17 protein-coding genes are annotated in these 17,057 nt (G+C 62.2%); 3 read left to right on the top strand and 14 right to left on the bottom strand.

What is annotated here, in order from left to right:
- Positions 1-160: 160 nt before the first annotated feature.
- Both acnA and LUA85_RS00960 read right to left on the bottom strand, forming a co-directional pair.
- Positions 161-2,833, bottom strand: coding sequence for an aconitate hydratase AcnA (gene acnA, locus LUA85_RS00965; protein ID WP_231466472.1), 2,673 nt, complete (start codon positions 2,831-2,833; stop codon positions 161-163).
- Between the two features lie 231 nt (positions 2,834-3,064).
- Positions 3,065-3,958: a DMT family transporter gene (locus LUA85_RS00960; protein WP_231466471.1), complete on the bottom strand. Its 894-nt coding sequence runs from the start codon at positions 3,956-3,958 to the stop codon at positions 3,065-3,067.
- A gap of 264 nt (positions 3,959-4,222) precedes the next feature.
- On the opposite strand from LUA85_RS00960, the gene LUA85_RS00955 reads away from it, so the two are divergent.
- Positions 4,223-5,521 (top strand): L,D-transpeptidase family protein, encoded by a 1,299-nt coding sequence (locus tag LUA85_RS00955; RefSeq protein WP_371823705.1) that lies wholly within the window; start codon positions 4,223-4,225, stop codon positions 5,519-5,521.
- Positions 5,522-5,736: 215 nt separating this feature from the next.
- On the opposite strand, the gene LUA85_RS00950 is transcribed toward LUA85_RS00955, so the two are convergent.
- The 9 genes from LUA85_RS00950 to LUA85_RS00910 all read right to left on the bottom strand — a co-directional run bounded on the left by LUA85_RS00950 (position 5,737) and on the right by LUA85_RS00910 (position 11,435).
- Positions 5,737-6,360 carry a murein L,D-transpeptidase catalytic domain-containing protein gene (locus LUA85_RS00950; protein WP_231466469.1) on the bottom strand — a complete coding sequence of 208 codons (624 nt, stop codon included), beginning with the start codon at positions 6,358-6,360 and terminating at the stop codon, positions 5,737-5,739.
- Between the two features lie 49 nt (positions 6,361-6,409).
- A complete protein-coding gene (locus LUA85_RS00945) occupies positions 6,410-6,904 on the bottom strand; it encodes a GNAT family N-acetyltransferase (protein WP_231466468.1) in 495 nt (164 codons plus the stop codon).
- Positions 6,901-7,203: a type II toxin-antitoxin system RelE/ParE family toxin gene (locus LUA85_RS00940; protein WP_231466467.1), complete on the bottom strand. Its 303-nt coding sequence runs from the start codon at positions 7,201-7,203 to the stop codon at positions 6,901-6,903. Before LUA85_RS00940 ends, LUA85_RS00945 begins: the two co-directional genes overlap by 4 nt.
- Complete coding sequence (locus tag LUA85_RS00935) at positions 7,200-7,463, bottom strand: type II toxin-antitoxin system ParD family antitoxin (protein ID WP_231466466.1); 264 nt, start codon at positions 7,461-7,463, stop codon at positions 7,200-7,202. The genes LUA85_RS00940 and LUA85_RS00935 overlap by 4 nt, the downstream gene beginning before the upstream one ends.
- 40 nt (positions 7,464-7,503) lie before the next feature.
- Positions 7,504-8,640, bottom strand: coding sequence for a flavodoxin-dependent (E)-4-hydroxy-3-methylbut-2-enyl-diphosphate synthase (gene ispG / locus LUA85_RS00930; RefSeq protein WP_231466465.1), 1,137 nt, complete (start codon positions 8,638-8,640; stop codon positions 7,504-7,506).
- Positions 8,641-8,681: 41 nt separating this feature from the next.
- Complete coding sequence (locus tag LUA85_RS00925; protein WP_231466464.1) at positions 8,682-9,194, bottom strand: GNAT family N-acetyltransferase; 513 nt, start codon at positions 9,192-9,194, stop codon at positions 8,682-8,684.
- Between the two features lie 44 nt (positions 9,195-9,238).
- Entirely contained in the window at positions 9,239-9,664 is a 426-nt protein-coding gene (locus LUA85_RS00920) for a hypothetical protein (RefSeq protein WP_231466463.1), read from the bottom strand.
- Between the two features lie 65 nt (positions 9,665-9,729).
- On the bottom strand, positions 9,730-11,154 hold the full coding sequence (tldD, locus tag LUA85_RS00915; RefSeq protein WP_231466462.1) for a metalloprotease TldD: 1,425 nt from the start codon (positions 11,152-11,154) through the stop codon (positions 9,730-9,732).
- Positions 11,155-11,234: 80 nt separating this feature from the next.
- Positions 11,235-11,435: a zinc-finger domain-containing protein gene (locus LUA85_RS00910; RefSeq protein ID WP_231466461.1), complete on the bottom strand. Its 201-nt coding sequence runs from the start codon at positions 11,433-11,435 to the stop codon at positions 11,235-11,237.
- 71 nt (positions 11,436-11,506) lie between these two features.
- Between LUA85_RS00910 and LUA85_RS00905 the strand changes: the two genes are divergently transcribed.
- Positions 11,507-12,460, top strand: a complete 954-nt coding sequence (locus LUA85_RS00905; protein ID WP_231466460.1) for an ABC transporter ATP-binding protein — start codon at positions 11,507-11,509, stop codon at positions 12,458-12,460.
- A 430-nt stretch (positions 12,461-12,890) separates the two neighbouring features.
- Complete coding sequence (gene nadB, locus LUA85_RS00900) at positions 12,891-14,474, top strand: L-aspartate oxidase (protein WP_371823704.1); 1,584 nt, start codon at positions 12,891-12,893, stop codon at positions 14,472-14,474.
- Positions 14,475-14,738: 264 nt separating this feature from the next.
- On the opposite strand, the gene LUA85_RS00895 is transcribed toward nadB, so the two are convergent.
- The 3 genes from LUA85_RS00895 to LUA85_RS00885 form a co-directional block, all read right to left on the bottom strand.
- Positions 14,739-15,266: a hypothetical protein gene (locus LUA85_RS00895; RefSeq protein ID WP_231466459.1), complete on the bottom strand. Its 528-nt coding sequence runs from the start codon at positions 15,264-15,266 to the stop codon at positions 14,739-14,741.
- A 127-nt stretch (positions 15,267-15,393) separates the two neighbouring features.
- On the bottom strand, positions 15,394-16,161 hold the full coding sequence (locus LUA85_RS00890) for a sulfite exporter TauE/SafE family protein (RefSeq protein ID WP_231466458.1): 768 nt from the start codon (positions 16,159-16,161) through the stop codon (positions 15,394-15,396).
- 108 nt (positions 16,162-16,269) lie between these two features.
- The gene (locus LUA85_RS00885; RefSeq protein ID WP_231466456.1) at positions 16,270-16,986 is read right to left on the bottom strand and encodes a tRNA (guanosine(46)-N(7))-methyltransferase TrmB; all 717 of its coding nucleotides are present in this window, start codon (positions 16,984-16,986) and stop codon (positions 16,270-16,272) included.
- Between the last annotated feature and the right edge of the window lie 71 nt (positions 16,987-17,057).

Here is a 17,057-nt window from a genome sequence, read left to right as displayed (position 1 = left end):
CGATGAAGCAAAGCGACATAAGTCCTATTTCCCTGGCGATTGTGTTGCCTTCATCGGTGGCGGCGTACCAGCGCGCACCTTTGAAACGATAGGGTGGCCAAGCAAAAACCCGCCGGGATGATCCCGGCGGGGTTTTGTTTTCGGCAATGCCGCCTGCGCCTTACGAAGCCAGTTTGCGCAGCACGTAATGCAGGATGCCGCCATTCATGAAGTATTCGACTTCATTGGCGGTATCGATGCGGCAAAGCGCGGTGAAGGTCAGCTTGGTGCCGTCCTTGCGCGTGACTTCCACTTCCACGTCCTGGCGCGGTTGCAGGCTGGCAACACCCTTGATGGTGAAGGTGTCGTCACCCGAAAGCGCCAGCGAAGTACGGTTCTGGCCTTCCTTGAACTGCAGCGGCAGCACACCCATGCCGACGAGGTTCGACCGGTGGATACGTTCGAAGCTTTCGACGATCACGGCGCGAACGCCCAGCAGGTTGGTGCCCTTGGCCGCCCAGTCGCGGCTGGAGCCGGTGCCGTATTCCTTGCCCGCGATGACGACCGTCGGCGTACCGTCAGCCTTGTGCTTCATCGCCACATCGAACACCGAGCCGGCTTCGTCGCCATAGCGCGAGAAGCCGCCTTCGGTGCCGGGGACCATTTCGTTCTTGATGCGGATGTTGGCAAAGGTGCCGCGCATCATCACGTCATGGTGGCCACGGCGCGCGCCATAGGAGTTGAAGTCAGCCTTGGCGACCTGATGCTCCATCAGCCACTTGCCGGCGGGGCTGTCGGCCTTGATCGAGCCTGCCGGGCTGATGTGATCGGTGGTGATCGAATCGCCGAGGATGAGCAGCGGCTTGGCATCGATGATGTCGTTCACCGGAGCCGGCGTCATCGACATGCCTTCGAAGTACGGCGGGTTGGCGACATAGGTCGATCCGGCGCGCCACGAATAGGTTTCGCTGCCCGTGACGTTGATTGCCTGCCAGTGCGCGTCGCCCTTGTAGACGTCGGCATAGCGGGCCTGGAACATCGCACGGTCCATGCAGCCGGCCATGGTCGTGGCGACTTCCGCGTTCGAAGGCCAGATGTCCTTCAGGTAGACATCGACGCCGTCCTTGCTCTTTCCGATCGGGGTCGTGGTGAAGTCCTCGATCACCGTGCCCTTGAGCGCATAGGCAACGACGAGCGGCGGCGAGGCGAGGAAGTTCGCACGAACGTCTGGCGAGACGCGGCCTTCGAAGTTGCGGTTGCCCGAAATCACGGCAGCGGCGACAAGGCCATTGTCGTTGATCGCCTTGCTGATCGGCTCGGCGAGCGGACCGGAATTGCCGATGCAGGTGGTGCAGCCGTAACCGACGAGGTTGAAGCCAACCGCATCGAGATGTTCCTGCAAACCGGCGCGGTTGAGATAGTCGGTGACGACCTGCGAACCGGGGGCCAGCGAAGTCTTGACCCATGGCTTGGGCTTGAGACCCAGTTCATTGGCCTTCTTGGCCACGAGACCCGCCGCAACCAGAACGCCGGGGTTCGACGTGTTGGTGCACGAGGTGATAGCGGCAATCGTCACGTCACCATCGCCGATGTCGTAATCGGTGCCTGCAACCGGCACGCGCTGCTGTGCCTTCTTGTAGGTGTTGGCCATGTCGGCGTTGAAAACGTCATCCACTTCAGGAAGCGATACGCGGTCCTGCGGGCGCTTGGGTCCGGCAAGCGAGGGCACGACGGTCGACAGGTCGAGTTCCAGCGTCGAGGAGAAGATCGGCTCGATCGAAGGATCGATCCAGAAGCCCTGTTCCTTGGCATAGGCTTCGACCAGCGCGATCTGGTCTTCTTCGCGGCCAGTGAGGCGCAAGTAGTCCAGCGTCTTGTCATCAATGCCGAAGAAGCCGCAGGTGGCGCCATATTCGGGCGCCATGTTCGCCAGTGTCGCACGGTCAGCCAGCGAGAGCGAGGCAAGGCCGGGACCGTAGTATTCGACGAAGCGGCCGACCACGCCATGCTTGCGCAGCATGTTGGTGGCGGTGAGCACGAGATCGGTGGCGGTGACGCCTTCCTTCATCTCGCCCACCATCTTGAAGCCGACGACTTCGGGAACGAGCATCGAGACGGGCTGGCCCAGCATCGCGGCCTCAGCCTCGATCCCGCCAACGCCCCAGCCGAGTACGCCAAGGCCGTTGATCATGGTGGTGTGGCTGTCGGTGCCGACGCAAGTGTCGGGATAGGCAACCGTCACGCCGTTCTGATCGGTGCTGGTCCACACCGTCTGCGCGATGTTTTCAAGGTTCACCTGATGGCAGATACCGGTGCCGGGAGGCACGGCGTAGAAATTGTTGAGGCTTTTCGAACCCCACTTGAGAAAGTCGTAGCGCTCCATGTTGCGCTCGTACTCGATCTCCATGTTCTGTTCGAAGGCCTTGGGATGGCCGAATTCGTCCACCATGACCGAGTGATCGATCACGAGGTTGACCGGAACCAGCGGGTTGATCTTGCTGGTATCGCCGCCAAGCGTCGCAATGGCATCGCGCATCGCGGCCAGATCGACAACGCAGGGAACGCCGGTGAAATCCTGCAGCAGCACACGGGCGGGGCGATACTGGATTTCGTTGTTCGATTCGCTGGGGTTCTTCTGCCAGTCGACCACGGCCTTCACGTCATCGGTGGAGACGGTGAAACCGCCATCTTCGAAGCGCAGGAGGTTTTCGAGGAGGACCTTCATCGAGAAAGGCAGGCGCGAAATGTCGCCAAACTTTTCGGAAGCCTTCTTGAGCGAATAGTAGGCGTAGTCCTTGCCACCGACGTTCATCGTGGTGCGGGCGCCGAGTGTATCCTGTCCGACCTGGGTCATGGCTGTGCGTCTTCCCTCCTGTCGCGGCCGATTTGCACAAATGCCACGCAGGAATTCGCGATAGGAAAACCCACGCGGCGTGGCGGATTACGGCCTGAAAGCGAGAGCGCGATGCGCGTAAACCGGCCCCCCGTCAAGGGCGGGGGCGCACCAATCCATGCCGCAGTCGCACAAAATTTCCCTTATTGATTTGCATTTGCAAAAACGCGCGCAATTCGCCGTGCGACAGGCTCAATTGGGCATTTCGGGGCGAGGCGGATCAGGGTTGCGCCACGTTGCATACAGGCATCCCGCCACGATCAGCACGACTCCACCCAATGTGGGCAGGGTGACCGGTTCGGCAAAGGCGATCCAGCCCACGATGGCAGCCCAGATGAAGGCCGTGTACTCCAGCGGGACCAGCACTTGCGCCTCCGCGCGGGAATAGGCCCAGCTCAGCAGCATCAGCGATCCGGTGGAGAGCGCCGCCGATATCACGATCAGCCCCCAGGCCGTCGCGCTCGGCCAGGGGGCCAGCCACCACGCACCGACGCCAAGAAACAAGAACCCCACCAGCGATTGGAAAAAGGCGACTTCCTCAGGCCCGGCGATCTGCGCCTGCTGGCGCTGCAGCACAAGGTTCCAGGCGTAGAGAATCGCCGAGACCAAGATGGCAATCAGCCCTTTCACCGCCTCGGGATCGGACGGGCCATCGAACTTGCCCCAGCCGATGACCGCCACGCCCAGCAGGGCCAGCACCGATCCGCCGACCGCCGCCGACTGGATCTTCTCGCCCAGCATGATCCCCGCCAGATAAAGCGCGATCAAGGGCGCGATGAACGACAGCGCAATGCCTTCGGCCAGCGGGGTGCGAACGATCCCGTAGAAGAACAGCGTGGCCATGCTGACGGCAACGATGCCGCGCAGGACATGAACGCGCATCGTCGCGCGCGGGGGCCAGCCATTGCCCCGGCGGAGCCACAGCGGAAGCATCATCGCCGAGCCTGCAAGACCGCGCCAGAACATGGCGGCATAGGCTCCTGCCAGGATCGAGGCTGCCTTCATCACCCCGTCCATGATCGAGAACAGCCCCAGCCCCAGCAGCGCCGCAACGATTGGCATGAATGGCGTACGATTGTGGTTCATGGCGGGCGGCATAGGGAAGTTGGCGCAAGTCCGAAACCGCCTTGTCCCTCGTTCGTTACCGATGAGGCACCCCGCCCGATTAAGCGTGCAGTCAGGCGCGATGCCCGATCGATGGCAATGCTTGATAGATTTCAGGGCTTGGGGCAGGACGTGGTGACGGCAGGACGATTTGCACGGGCGAAATGCCGGTGCGTGGAATACAGGGATGCAAACGTGAAGCGTGTGATCGACAGGACCGGCCTTCCCGGCAAGTTGGGCGTGGCGATGGTATGCCTGACGCTTGCGGCACAACCTGTGCTGGCGCAGTCCGCTGCCAGTACCGGCCCGGTTGACCTGACAAAACAGGCCATGCCCGCCCCCGTTGCCGCGCCCACGGTTGCCACGCCGCAGGCGCCGCTGCCCACGCCCCACTGGTCGCAGGCCGATGCGCAAAGCCTGCTCGCCACGATCAAGGGCATCGGAGCCGAGGGCCTGTTTCCCAGGGATTACCAGCCAGAGGCGTTGTTCGCCGCGATCATGCAAGGCGAAGGCCCGGAACTGGACGAGACCGCCACGCGCCTGTTCACCTGGCTTGCCGAAGACCTGCGCGACGGGCGCACACCGATGACCGCTCGTGTGCAATGGTTCGCGGTCGATCCCGATCAGGACGTGAATCCTACCTCGCTGATCCTGGCCGATGCTCTGGTGCGCCGCGACGTGAAGGGCGCGTTGATGGCGCTTGCCCCCACCGTTCCCGATTATGCCGCACTGAAGGCCGCCCTGCCCAAGGCGCAGACGCCCAAGCAGGCCTCCCTGATCCGCGCCAACATGGACCGCTGGCGCTGGCTGGCGCGCGATCTCGGATCGCCGTACCTGCTTGCCAACGTGCCCGAACAGATGCTGCGGATCACCGTGCGCAACAAGGTTATCAAAACCTACAAGGTCGTGGTCGGAAAACCCGGCCGCACGGCAACGCCGCAACTGGCCGAGACTGTGGAAGGCGTGATCTTCAACCCGACGTGGACGGTGCCGCAATCAATCGTGGTCGGCGAAGGCCTTGGCGCCCGACTGGTTGGCAACCCCAAGCAAGCCGCGCGCGAAGGCTACAAGGTTACCAAAGCTGCCGACGGCACGATCTATGTCGTCCAGCAGCCGGGCGACAACAATTCGCTGGGGCGGATGAAGCTCGACATGCCGAACGAGCATGCGATCTTCCTGCATGATACGCCGAGCAAGGCAGCCTTCAACCTGCCTTCGCGCGCACTTAGCCATGGCTGCGTGCGTGTTGAAGGTGCCATTGAACTGGCCATGACCATGGCTATCCTTGGTGCCGGAATGACGCCGGACGACGCCTATGCCGCGCACACGTCCAAGATTTACACGAAAGTGCCGATGACCCGCACCGTCCCGGTCTATCTCACCTATTTCACCGTGGCGCGCGACGTGACTGGCATGTTGCGGTCCTTCCCGGACATCTACAACCGCGATGCCCCGGTGCTCGCCAGCTTTGCGCAACCGCGCCAGTTGCACACCACGCAACGCAAGAGCACCGAGGAAGTCATCAAGCTCGACAATCCGCTGTAATCGCGTGGGGATCGCGTGAAAACCCGGCTGAGTGTCTGCCAGCGCAAGCTGCGCTATGTGAGCCGTGAAGACGCAATCGAGGCCGCGCGGACAAGTGGCCTCGTGCTTCACGCTTACGCATGCGACAGGTGCAGGCGCTTCCACCTGACGAGTCGTACCAAGGGACGGCGCCAACCCCGTCCCCTATAACCGAAGCCCGATTAACCGAGGCCCTGTTAACCGAGACCCAGCCTGTCGGCGTAGATCAGGCGACCGCCGGACAAGTGCCACAGCGCCTCGTTGAAATCGGCCTCGCTCATCGCAAAACAACCGTCCGAGCGGCCCAGCTTGCCGAAGCGGTCCAGCATGTCCGGGTTGGCGTACTTTGCCGGATGCAGCACGATGGCGCGGTCCAGCACGTTGGAGTTTTCGGGCGAAAGGCCGGTGAGGCGGATCGAGGTGCCGTACTTGCCCTTGTACCATTCGTTGGTGAGATAGGCCCCGCGCGAGGTGGCAAGGCTGCCGACTTCGTTCGAGAAAGTCTTGAGAAAGCCGTCATGTTCGGGATCGGACCCGCGCCCGTGCGAGACAAGGAACGAGCGCACTTCACCCCGGTCAAGATTGGCGAAATGGAAACGCGGCAGGGACGACGGCATCGCGAAATCGGCAATGGCAACGATATCAGTCCGCCACAGCGAGGCGCGGTGCCGTTCGACCTGTTCCTTCGCCAGTTCCAGAACGCGGCGGTGCTGATCGTTGGGGTAATACGTTGCAGCGGCCACGCGCGGAGGGAACACCGCGGCCGCGGCGCTTGCCACAACGCCTGCCAGAACCTTTCGTCTGTCAACCACGATGCTCATGCCTAGTCCCTATCACGCCCCGCCCTTATCCAGCGTGAACAAGGCTATTCTACGCATTTTCCAGGCGATTTCCAGCCAGTTGAGCCAGCGCGGCGCCATCGAGGCGCATAACCGTCCATTCGTCCATCGCCCTTGCGCCCAGCGACTTGTAAAATCCGATAGAAGGTGTGTTCCAATCGAGCACCGACCATTCCAGCCGCGCGCAATCGCGCTCCACCGCCAAGGCGGCCAGATGCGCCAGCAGCGCCTTGCCCAACCCGCTGCCGCGCGCTTGCGGCTGCACGAACAGGTCTTCGAGATAGATCCCCGGCTTGCCTTCGAACGTCGAGAAATTGTGGAAGAACAAGGCGAACCCTTGGGGCAAACCGTCGATCTCGCCAATCACGACTTCGGCATAGGGCCGCGGACCGAACAACTTTTCACCCAGCACCGCTTCATCGAAGCGAACCTCGTGAGCCAGCTTTTCGTACTCGGCCAGAGCGCGGATCAGGCTGGCGATCAGGGGCACGTCATCGGCAACAGCGGGGCGGATGGTGAGGGTCATTCCAAAAACAATGCTTTCATATCGCGGCGACCGTCCAAAACTCTGAGTATCTGCACAAGCCGTTCGGCCTCAAACACGCGGTAGAACACCAGATGCGGTGACTTGAGGATCGTTCTTGACCCAGCAAGAACGTCTTCCTTTGGAGCACCGATATGAGGAAAGTCGGCCAGCGCAGCTATAGCGTCTTCGATCCGGCTCAGTTGTCGATTGGCGGCCTCAGGGTCGTGGATCGCAACGCCCTGCCAGATTTCCAGCAGATCCTGCCGTACCTTGAGGGCGCGCTCGATGCGGAAGGTCACGCCTTGCGCTCAGCCAGCCCCCGCCTTCCTTCAGCAATGATCCCTTCAACCCCGTCCCAAGGCTCAAAACCGCTGGCGATGCCTTCTTCAAGCAACCCGCGAATTCTGGCCAGTTCAACATCACGTTTAATCATCCAGCTGCGCAGCGCAGCGTCAATCACCTGTTCGACCGATGCAAATTCGCCTCCGGCGACAGCACTCTTCGCACAATCAAGCAATTCAGCGGGAATTTCGACGGAGAGTTTCTCAAGCTTGCCCATAGCGCAAGGTTACCAAGATTCCATTGGACAAGCCAGAGCCTTACTCCGCCGCCTCGGTCACATTGCCCACATCGGTCGTGTCGCTTTCAAGCTCCGCCGCCTTGGCTTCGACCAGAGCCACGATGTGTTCGAGCATGTCTTCGGACTGCACGGTGTGGTCGGTTACGCCTGACAGGTACACCATGTGCTTGCCATTGCCGCCGCCGGTCAGGCCGATGTCGGTCTCGCGCGCTTCGCCGGGTCCGTTGACGACGCAGCCGAGAACCGACAGCGAAAGCGGGGTCTTGATGTGCGACAGGCGCTTTTCGAGTGCCTCGACCGTGCGAATCACGTCAAAGCCCTGACGCGCGCAACTGGGACACGAGACGACGCGGACGCCCCGCGTACGCAAGCCCAGCGACTTGAGGATTTCGAAGCCGACGCGCACTTCTTCTTCCGGCTCTGCCGAAAGCGAGACGCGAACGGTATCGCCGATCCCCGCCCACAGCAGGTTTCCGATGCCGATGGAGGATTTCACTGTTCCGCCGATCAGGCCGCCCGCTTCGGTAATGCCCAAGTGCAGCGGACAATCGACCGCGTCGGCAAGACCCATGTAGGCCGCAACCGCCAGAAACACGTCGGAAGCCTTCACCGCCACCTTGTATTCGTGGAAATCGTGGTCCTGCAGCAGCTTGATGTGATCGAGCGCGGATTCCACCAGCGCTTCGGGGCATGGCTCCCCGTATTTTTCGAGCAGGTCCTTCTCAAGGCTGCCAGCGTTCACGCCGATGCGGATCGCGCAGCCGTTGGCCTTGGCCGCGCGGACCACTTCGGCCACGCGCGCGCTGCTGCCGATATTGCCGGGATTGATGCGCAGGCAGGCCGCGCCTGCATCGGCAGCTTCAAGCGCGCGCTGGTAATGGAAATGGATATCCGCGATCAGCGGCACGCGCGCCGCCCTGGCGATCTTCCTGAACGCGGCGGTGCTTTCCACATCGGGGCAGGACACGCGGATCAGGTCAGCGCCCGCATCCTCGCACCGGCGGATCTGGTCGATCGTGGCGACCGCATCCGACGTTGGCGTGTTGGTCATGGTCTGGACGGTGATCGGCGCATCGCCGCCAACGGGAACCGCGCCAACCATGATCTGGCGGCTCTTGCGACGCGCGATATCGCGCCATGGACGGATGGAGGACATAGCCCCTCCTATAGAGACAAGCCGTGACGACTGAAAGGCGTCTAAATCGTCCGCGCGAACATGAATTCGGGATCGCAGTGATCGCCCACCCAGAATTCGATGTCGGCCACCTTTTCCAGCCCGAACTTGCGGTAGAACGCCTGCGCTTGCGGGTTATCGGCATAGACCGACAATTGCATCTCGTCCGCACCCCAATCACGCGCCTGCGCCAGCGCCCAGTCCATCAGGCGGGCGCCTGCCCCGCGTCCGATCAGATCGGGATCGGTATAAAGCTGCTTGAGTTCCATCGGGGCCTGAGCGGCCGTGTGGCGGGGGAGGCTGCTGGCGCGGATGATCTTGCAGAACGAGGCCAGCCTGCCGTCCTGCTCGATCACCGCAACCATCATGGCAGCGTCGGCCAGTTCCTTGTCCACTTTGGCCAAGCCGTGCGATTCGTCGAGAAATCGGGCGAGGTTTGCGGCACTGTAGAGATGGCCGAACTTCGCCACGAAGGCACGACGGCCGAGATCGGCAATGGCGGGAGCGTCAGCAGGCACGGCAAGGCGAAGCGTCATGCCCGCAGCCTTACGGTTCCAATGCGGGGTGCGCTACTGCCGTATCAGCCCTTTTCGGCTTCGGCCTTCACCTTGGTATAGGGCACGAACTGCCCCAGGCCGACCGAGCCGCGCCAGAACCCGGCAGTGCGATCGATCATCCGCACGATATCGACGTTGCACAGTTGCGATCCAAAGGGCGTCGTGACCATGATGTCATTGTCGTCGAGACTCCCGGCACCTGATTCAGGGCGGTTCACCCAGAGCGTTTTGCCCGTGTCGTAAACGATGGCGGTCTTGTCATAAATGCGGGTGTTGGTGACCCGCGGCAGATAGAGACAGCTTTCCGGCTTTCCGGCCACGCGGCCTTCAAGCGCCTTGGCGAGTTCCTGTTCGGGCGTGAGACGCGGCTTGGCATCGGCGGCCGCACCGGCAAGAAGCAGCGAACCGGCAGCGAGCGCCGTGGCAATTCTGGCGGCAACAGTCTTCATGGCTGGCACTTCCTTTCGAATCGGTTCGCGTAGAATACCCCCATTCATCTGAATGCCGCCTGAAATCAGCCGGTCCCGCCCACGGTCAGTCCTTCCACCAGCAGGGTCGGCTGGCCGACACCAGCAGGCAGGCTCTGACCGCCCTTGCCGCACACTCCGACGCCTTCGTCGAGCGCAAGATCATTACCGATGCCGGTCACGCGCGTCAGCACGGTCGGGCCATCGCCAATCAGCGTTGCGCCCTTGATCGGCGCGCCCAGCCTGCCGTTTTCGACAAGGTAGGCTTCGGTGCAGGAGAAAACGAACTTGCCGCTGGTGATATCAACCTGCCCGCCCCCGAACGATTTGGCGAAGATGCCGCTCTTCATGCGGGAAAGCAGTTCGGCAGGATCGTCATTCCCAGCGCGCATGAAGGTGTTGGTCATGCGCGGCATCGGGGCGTGGGCATAGGATTCGCGCCTGCCGTTGCCCGTGGGCGCAACACCCATAAGCCGGGCATTGAGACGGTCCTGGATATAGCCCTTGAGAATGCCGTCCTCGATCAGGACATTTTCCTGCGTCGGCGTGCCTTCATCATCGATCGACAACGACCCGCGCCGTCCGGCAATCGAGCCATCGTCAACGACGGTGACGCCCGGCGCGGCCACGCGCTGGCCGACGCGCCCTGAAAAAGCGCTGGTGCCCTTGCGGTTGAAATCGCCTTCGAGACCGTGCCCGACCGCTTCATGCAACAACACGCCGGGCCAGCCGGGGCCGAGCAATACCGTCATTTCGCCCGCAGGCGCAGCCACCGATTCAAGGTTCACCAGTGCCTGTGCCAGCGCTTCGTCAATCGCGCGGTTCCAGGTGGCCGGCGCGAACAGATCGTCATAGAGGCGGCGGCCGCCAATGCCGAACGTGCCGGTTTCCCGCCGTCCGTCCTGTTCGGCCACGATCGAGACGTTGAGCCGCACCAGCGGACGCACATCGTGCCCGATAAAGCCATCGGCGCGCACGATCTCCACCACCGACCACGAAGCCGAGAGCGAGGCAGAAACCTGCGCAACACGCGAATCGCGCCCGCGCGCCGCCGCATCGATGGTTTCGAGCAGCCGGACCTTGGCCTCGAACGGCACGGCGTCCAGGGGCGAGGCATCGGTATAGAGGTGGCGATTGTTGTTTCGCGGCGGCGGAGCAGACTGACCCTTGGCCGGATCGAGCAACTTCAGCGTCTCGCCCGCGCGCGCGATTGCGGCAGCGGAAATCTCGTTCGCGTGAGCAAAGCCGGTCATCTCGCCGGAAACGCCGCGCAGGCCGAACCCGGCATCGCGCGAATAATCGGCCGTTTTCAAACGCCCATCGTCAAACCCGAAACTTTCGGATGCGATGAACTGCAAGTACAGTTCCCCGTCATCGCAGTTTTGCAGGGCCTCACGCGTGAGGCATTGCGCATCGTCCGGGGTGAGCAGACCGGCACGATAGAGCAGCGAGCGGGGATCGGTGAATGTCATTCCGCCCGATATAGGCGCTCTGCCCGTAAACGCCAATGCGGCGTTTTGCCAGACGACCTCGCTTCAGGCAGGCCCGCTTTTCAGGCGGCCTTCGCGCTGTCCGCCGGACCGCCCTTCAGCACGAAGCGCTTGTCGCAATAACCGCATTCGACATAGCCGCGCTCATCGATTTCAAGCCAGACGCGCGGATGCCCAAGCGCAATGCCGCCACGAATATCGGAAGCACCGTCACACTTGACGCGGGCGGTATCGGAAAACTCGGTTTCAGGAGCCTGTTGCATGGCTCTGCGCTAGCAAATGCGGTAGCCACAGACAATTGCGTTTTGGTCCGGGTTCGGGCAGGCACCGCTCCATGCAGTCCCAGCCCGAAAACGCCCCCGCCATCCGTATTCGCGATCTCGTGAAACGCTATGCCCCCACCGGAAAATCTGCCGGGAAGCTGGCTTTGGACGGGGTCAGCTTCGACGTACCGCAGGGACAGATCTTCGGTCTGCTCGGACCCAACGGCGCGGGCAAATCGACCTTGATCAACACGCTTGCCGGGCTGGTTACGAAAACGTCCGGTTCGGTCGAAATCTGGGGCCACGACATTGACCGCGACGTGCGCAACGCCAAGGCCTCGATCGGCATCGTGCCGCAAGAAATCGTTTTCGACCCGTTCTTCACACCCGCCGAAGTGCTGGAGAACCAGGCGGGGCTGTATGGTGTCCCCAAGGCCATGCGCCGGACGATGGAACTGCTGCGCGCCGTCCATCTGGCGGACAAGGCCGATGCCTATGCCCGGTCCCTCTCCGGCGGAATGAAGCGTCGGCTGCTGATTGCCAAGGCCATGGTCCATCGCCCGCCGGTGCTGGTGCTGGACGAGCCGACGGCGGGCGTCGATGTGGAATTGCGGCGGCAGTTGTGGGAACTGGTCGGCGAAATGAACCGCGAGGGCGTGACCGTGGTCCTGACCACGCATTACCTCGAAGAGGCCGAAGAATTGTGCGACCGGATCGCGATCATCAATCATGGCAAGCTGATTGCGAACAAGCCGACACGCGAAATGGTGGATATGGCCCGCGAAAAAATCGTGGTGCTGACACTCGATCGCGACATAAATGCTGCATTGCAGCATGAGCTGTTCACCAAAAGCGTCCGCACCGGCGAACGTCAGGTCGAGATCACATATGACAAGGATCGCGTGACTGCGGGCGAGGTGATGTCGATAGTGCAAGGCCAAGGCTATGCCATCGTGGACGTTTCAACCCGCGAAGCAGACCTGGAAGATGTGTTTGTGACCCTGACAAGCAGCCCACAAAATTGACGCAATCAATCCACGATTAAATTGGTTAATGCATATTAATCAAAGTGTTTTGACTTTACGCTTCCGCCAACCACCGCCTTCCAGCCGTCGGATAGGCGCTCTGCAACGCTTGCAGGCACCTTCGTGAGCCAGACCCGTCCACGTGACTTCCTCACGGATCGGGCGATGACGGTTGAACAGACACAAGACACGAAGCACGGGCATGGGACCTTCCGGCGTCCAGAAGAAAACCTATAGGTAAATACTTACCATGCTGCGATTGCGAAGCAAGACGGTTGTGCGCTTGATCACATAAAGGGTGAATTGACACACGAGCGAACGGGGGTCTTTCCAGCGCGCCGGACACAAGCTAGGGCGGCTGACCATGCCGGAAACGGCGGAAGAGGATGGAGAACCGCCAATGCGCGGCGAGCAATCGAACGGCGCCGTCATGGAAACGCACGACGTCCTGATCATCGGTTCAGGTGCCGCGGGTTTGACGGCCGCGCTTGTGCTGGCCGAACGATGCCGTGTGCTGGTGCTGGCCAAGGGCGCGCTGGATGGCGGTTCGACCAACTGGGCGCAAGGCGGCATCGCTGCCGTTCTGGATGCAGGCGATACTTTCGAGGATCACATCCGCGACACCATGATCGCCGGTGCCGGCCTGAATCGCCGCGAAACGGTTGAATTCGTCATCGAGCATGCCCCCGCGGCAATCGAGCGCCTGAGCAAGCTGGGCGTCCCGTTCAACGCGGAGGCAGGTTCGCTGCACCTCACTCGCGAAGGTGGCCATTCACACCGCCGGATCGTGCATGTCGACGATGCCACGGGGGCCGCTGTCCAGAAAGCCCTGCTGAATGCCGCGCGGGAGCACCCCAACGTCACGCTGCTGCCTGGGCGCACGTGCATCGACCTGATCACCGGACGCCACGAGGCGGCGCGCTATTCCGGGTCGGGCAGGGTCTGGGGCGTTTATGCGCTGGATGAGGCGACAGGCCGGGTCGAAGCCCACACAGCCCGCGCCACGATCCTGGCCACGGGCGGCGCTGGCCGCGTGTACCAGTTCAGCACCGCACCGCGCGGGGCGACCGGAGACGGCATTGCGATGGCATGGCGGGCAGGCGCCCGCGTTTCCAACATGGAAATGATGCAGTTCCACCCGACCTGCCTCTACAACCTTGACGTGAAGAACTTCCTGATCACCGAAGCCGTGCGCGGCGAAGGCGGACGGCTGATCAATCCGCGCACCGGCAAGCGCTTCATGGAGTTCTACGATCCCGAACGGCTCGAACTGGCTCCGCGCGATGTGGTGGCTCGCGCGATCGATTCCGAGATCAAGCGGTTCGGTCTGGATTACGTTCACCTCGACATCAGCCACATGCCGCCCGAATTCGTGAAGGGGCACTTCCCCAACATCTACGAAAAGCTGCTGGGCCTTGGCATCGACATGACCCACCAGCCGATCCCGGTCGTGCCGGCCCAGCATTATACCTGCGGCGGTGTGCTGATCGATCTTGATGGCCGCACCGACCTGCCGGGACTGTATGCCGCTGGCGAATGCACCGAAAGCGGATTGCATGGCGCCAACCGCCTTGCTTCCAATTCCTTGCTGGAATGCTTCGTGTTCGGCGATGTGGCCGCACGCGACATTCTGCGCCGCTGGGACAGTTTCGACGCGCCGCCGCAAGTGCAGGCGTGGGACGAAAGCCGCGTTACCGATTCGGACGAGGAAGTGGTCATCAAGCAGAACTGGACCGAAATCCGCCGGTTCATGTGGAATTACGTGGGCATCGTGCGCACCAACAAGCGACTGGAGCGCGCCGCGCATCGCATCCAGATGCTGAATGACGAGGTCAACGACTACTACGGTCACTTCCGCGTGACGACCGACCTGATCGAACTGCGCAATCTGCTGCAAAGCGCCGAACTGATCGTGCGTTCGGCACGGGCACGACACGAAAGCCGGGGGCTGCACTACACGCTGGATTACCCCCGGACCGATGCCGAAGCGCACGACACGGTGCTGGTCCCCTAGAGCCAGATGACATATGATTGACCCACCGTGATTGCTCTGTGAGGTTCGCTGCCAAGGAGCGTCGTGCAGCGCGGGCTGGTTGCCCGTGCCAGCGACGTGACGCGGGCGGCGAGCCTCACAGAGCAACCCCGAAGGGGCGGGCCGATTTTGGCCCAGTGCTGCGTCACTCGTCGGTCACGATGCGATGACATGGCTCCCTCCTCGTTCCTTGCCCTGAGCCAAAATCGGCTCCGTCCCGGTGGATCAATCATACGTCGTCTGGCTCTAGGCGGCTTCCGCCTCGACGAATTCGGGATAGAAGGATGGCGGACGGGTTGACCAGCCGTGCGCGGTGGCGGCCGCTTCGCTGATCGACTGCAACAGGACGCGGCGCTTTTCCGGGCGAATCAACGGCATCGCCGCTGCCCCGCAGAACGCGGCAGGCAGCCAGGGCCGCACTTCTGCACCGAACAGCCGTTCATAAAGGAAGCGGTAAGCGGAGAAGCCTGCGATCCGGCCCTGCATCAGATCGAACGCGGTCTGGTGCATGACCCGCGCCATGAACGGCTGCAGACTGTCGAGGCCATCCACGCTCGGCAGGATGGTGCGCAACTGGTCGAGATCCCGGTAGGCAACGCATTGTGCGCGGATCGAGGCGGCTTCGTCCTCGTCCCTGGCCCACCGTGCCACGGCATCGCCCCGGCCCAGCGCAATATCGAGACTACGGCGGATATAGCGCTGTTCACACGGCGCAAAGCTGGCGAATTCGCGCAATTCGGCGATGGTCATTCCGCTTGCATCGTACCGCGCCATGATCAACTCCCCTGCCAGCCGCGAAATCCGTTCGGGCGCGGGACTGATCCTGTCACGTCGTGGTTAATTTCGCGTAACCATAACTACGACGCAGCACTGCGGGCGATCCCGCCTGTCCCGATAACGATCAGGAAAGCGCGCTATAGGCACCATAGAGGCTGGTCAGCGTAAGCACCACGCCGACCATGATCAGCATGGCCTTGGCCGGGATGTGCTTGGCCGCCCATGCGCCGAACGGCGCGGCGGCGATCCCGCCGATCAGGAAGCCCAGCGTTGCGCCGGCCACATCGGCAAACCCAAGATGCCAGATGAAAGTGGCCGAAACCGTCAGCGTCAGGAAGAATTCCACCGAATTGACCGTGCCCACGACCTTGCGCGGATCGGCGCCCTGAATCAGCAGATTGGAGGTGACCACCGGCCCCCAACCGCCACCGCCCGCAGCATCGAGGAAGCCCCCGACAAGGCCCAACGGCGCGACCCAGCCTGCTTCCTTGATCTTGGGCGGATAAAGCAGGCCACGCACCAGCAGGTAGACGCCGATGGCGGCAAGATAGAGCAGCACCCATGGCTTTACCACCGATGCATCCAGCGACGACAGCACATAAGCGCCAAGCACACCGCCAATAACACCTGGAACGAGCAGGCGAAAGAACAGCTTCCTGTCGATGTTGCCGTGAATCAGGTGGCTGATGCCGGACGTCGCCGTGGTGAAACATTCGACGATATGGACCCGCTGCGATGCCAGCGCGGGCGGGATCCCCAGAACCCCGACCATCAACGTGTTGGAAATGACGCCGAAGGCCATGCCCAGCGCCCCATCTATCATCTGCGCGGCGAAGCCGACCGCGATAAACGGCAACAGCGCGGCAAAATCGATACCGGCGAGAAACTCCATCGCGAATCCTTCCCTGTTCGACGGTGGATTAGCCGCAAACAATGTCTACCAAAACAGAAGAATTGGTTTGCCCCGGTGAAACGACGCTATGCCGTGCAGGACCGGCGATCAGCGTTTCCGATAGCGGAAGTACCACACTTCATGGCCATAAACAGTGCGCGCCTTGTGTTCATAGCGCGTTTCAGGCCAACCGCCGGGACGCACCTGAAAATCGGTGCAATCCTTCGCCAGCCACTCGAACTGGTGCTTGTGGCGGCGCATGACCATCAGCGCGTGGCGCAGATAGACATCATGATCGGTGCCGAAACGAAATTCTCCGCCGGGCCGCAGCTTGGCGGCGAACATGTCGATCGGGCCATCGTTCATCATCCGCCGCTTGGCGTGGCGCGCCTTTGGCCATGGGTCGGGGTGCAGCAGGTAGAGGAACGACAGCGACCCATCGGGAACGCGCGCAAGCACTTCAAGCGCATCGCCGTGATGAATGCGTACGTTGCCGAGCGGCGCGTGAGCACCGTTGTCACCAGCCACATGCGTCAGCGCCTGCGCCACCCCGTTGAGGAACGGTTCGGCGCCGATGAAGCCGTGATCGGGCAGCATGTCGGCGCGAAACGCCATGTGCTCGCCTCCACCAAAGCCGATCTCGAAGTGCAATGGCCGGGGTTCGCCGAACAGCGCCTCGGCCGTGATCGGCCCCTCGGCAGGCATCGCGATCTTGGGCAGAAGCGTATCGACCAGCCCTTGCTGGCCCTGCCGCAAGGGCTTGCCCTTGGCGCGGCCATAAAGCCGGTTGAGCGTGGTCGGATCGCCGGATTTGTGCGCAGTCATGGGTGGCGCGATTGGCAGGAGGACGGCAGGCGGTCAATGGGCCACCAATGCGAAAACGGCCCGCCGGTCAG

This window comes from Novosphingobium sp. CECT 9465 (assembly GCF_920987055.1).
In the GTDB taxonomy this organism is placed as follows: domain Bacteria; phylum Pseudomonadota; class Alphaproteobacteria; order Sphingomonadales; family Sphingomonadaceae; genus Novosphingobium.
The sequence above is the reverse complement of the archived record's forward strand: the minus strand, read 5'-3'. Positions and strand labels throughout refer to the sequence as shown.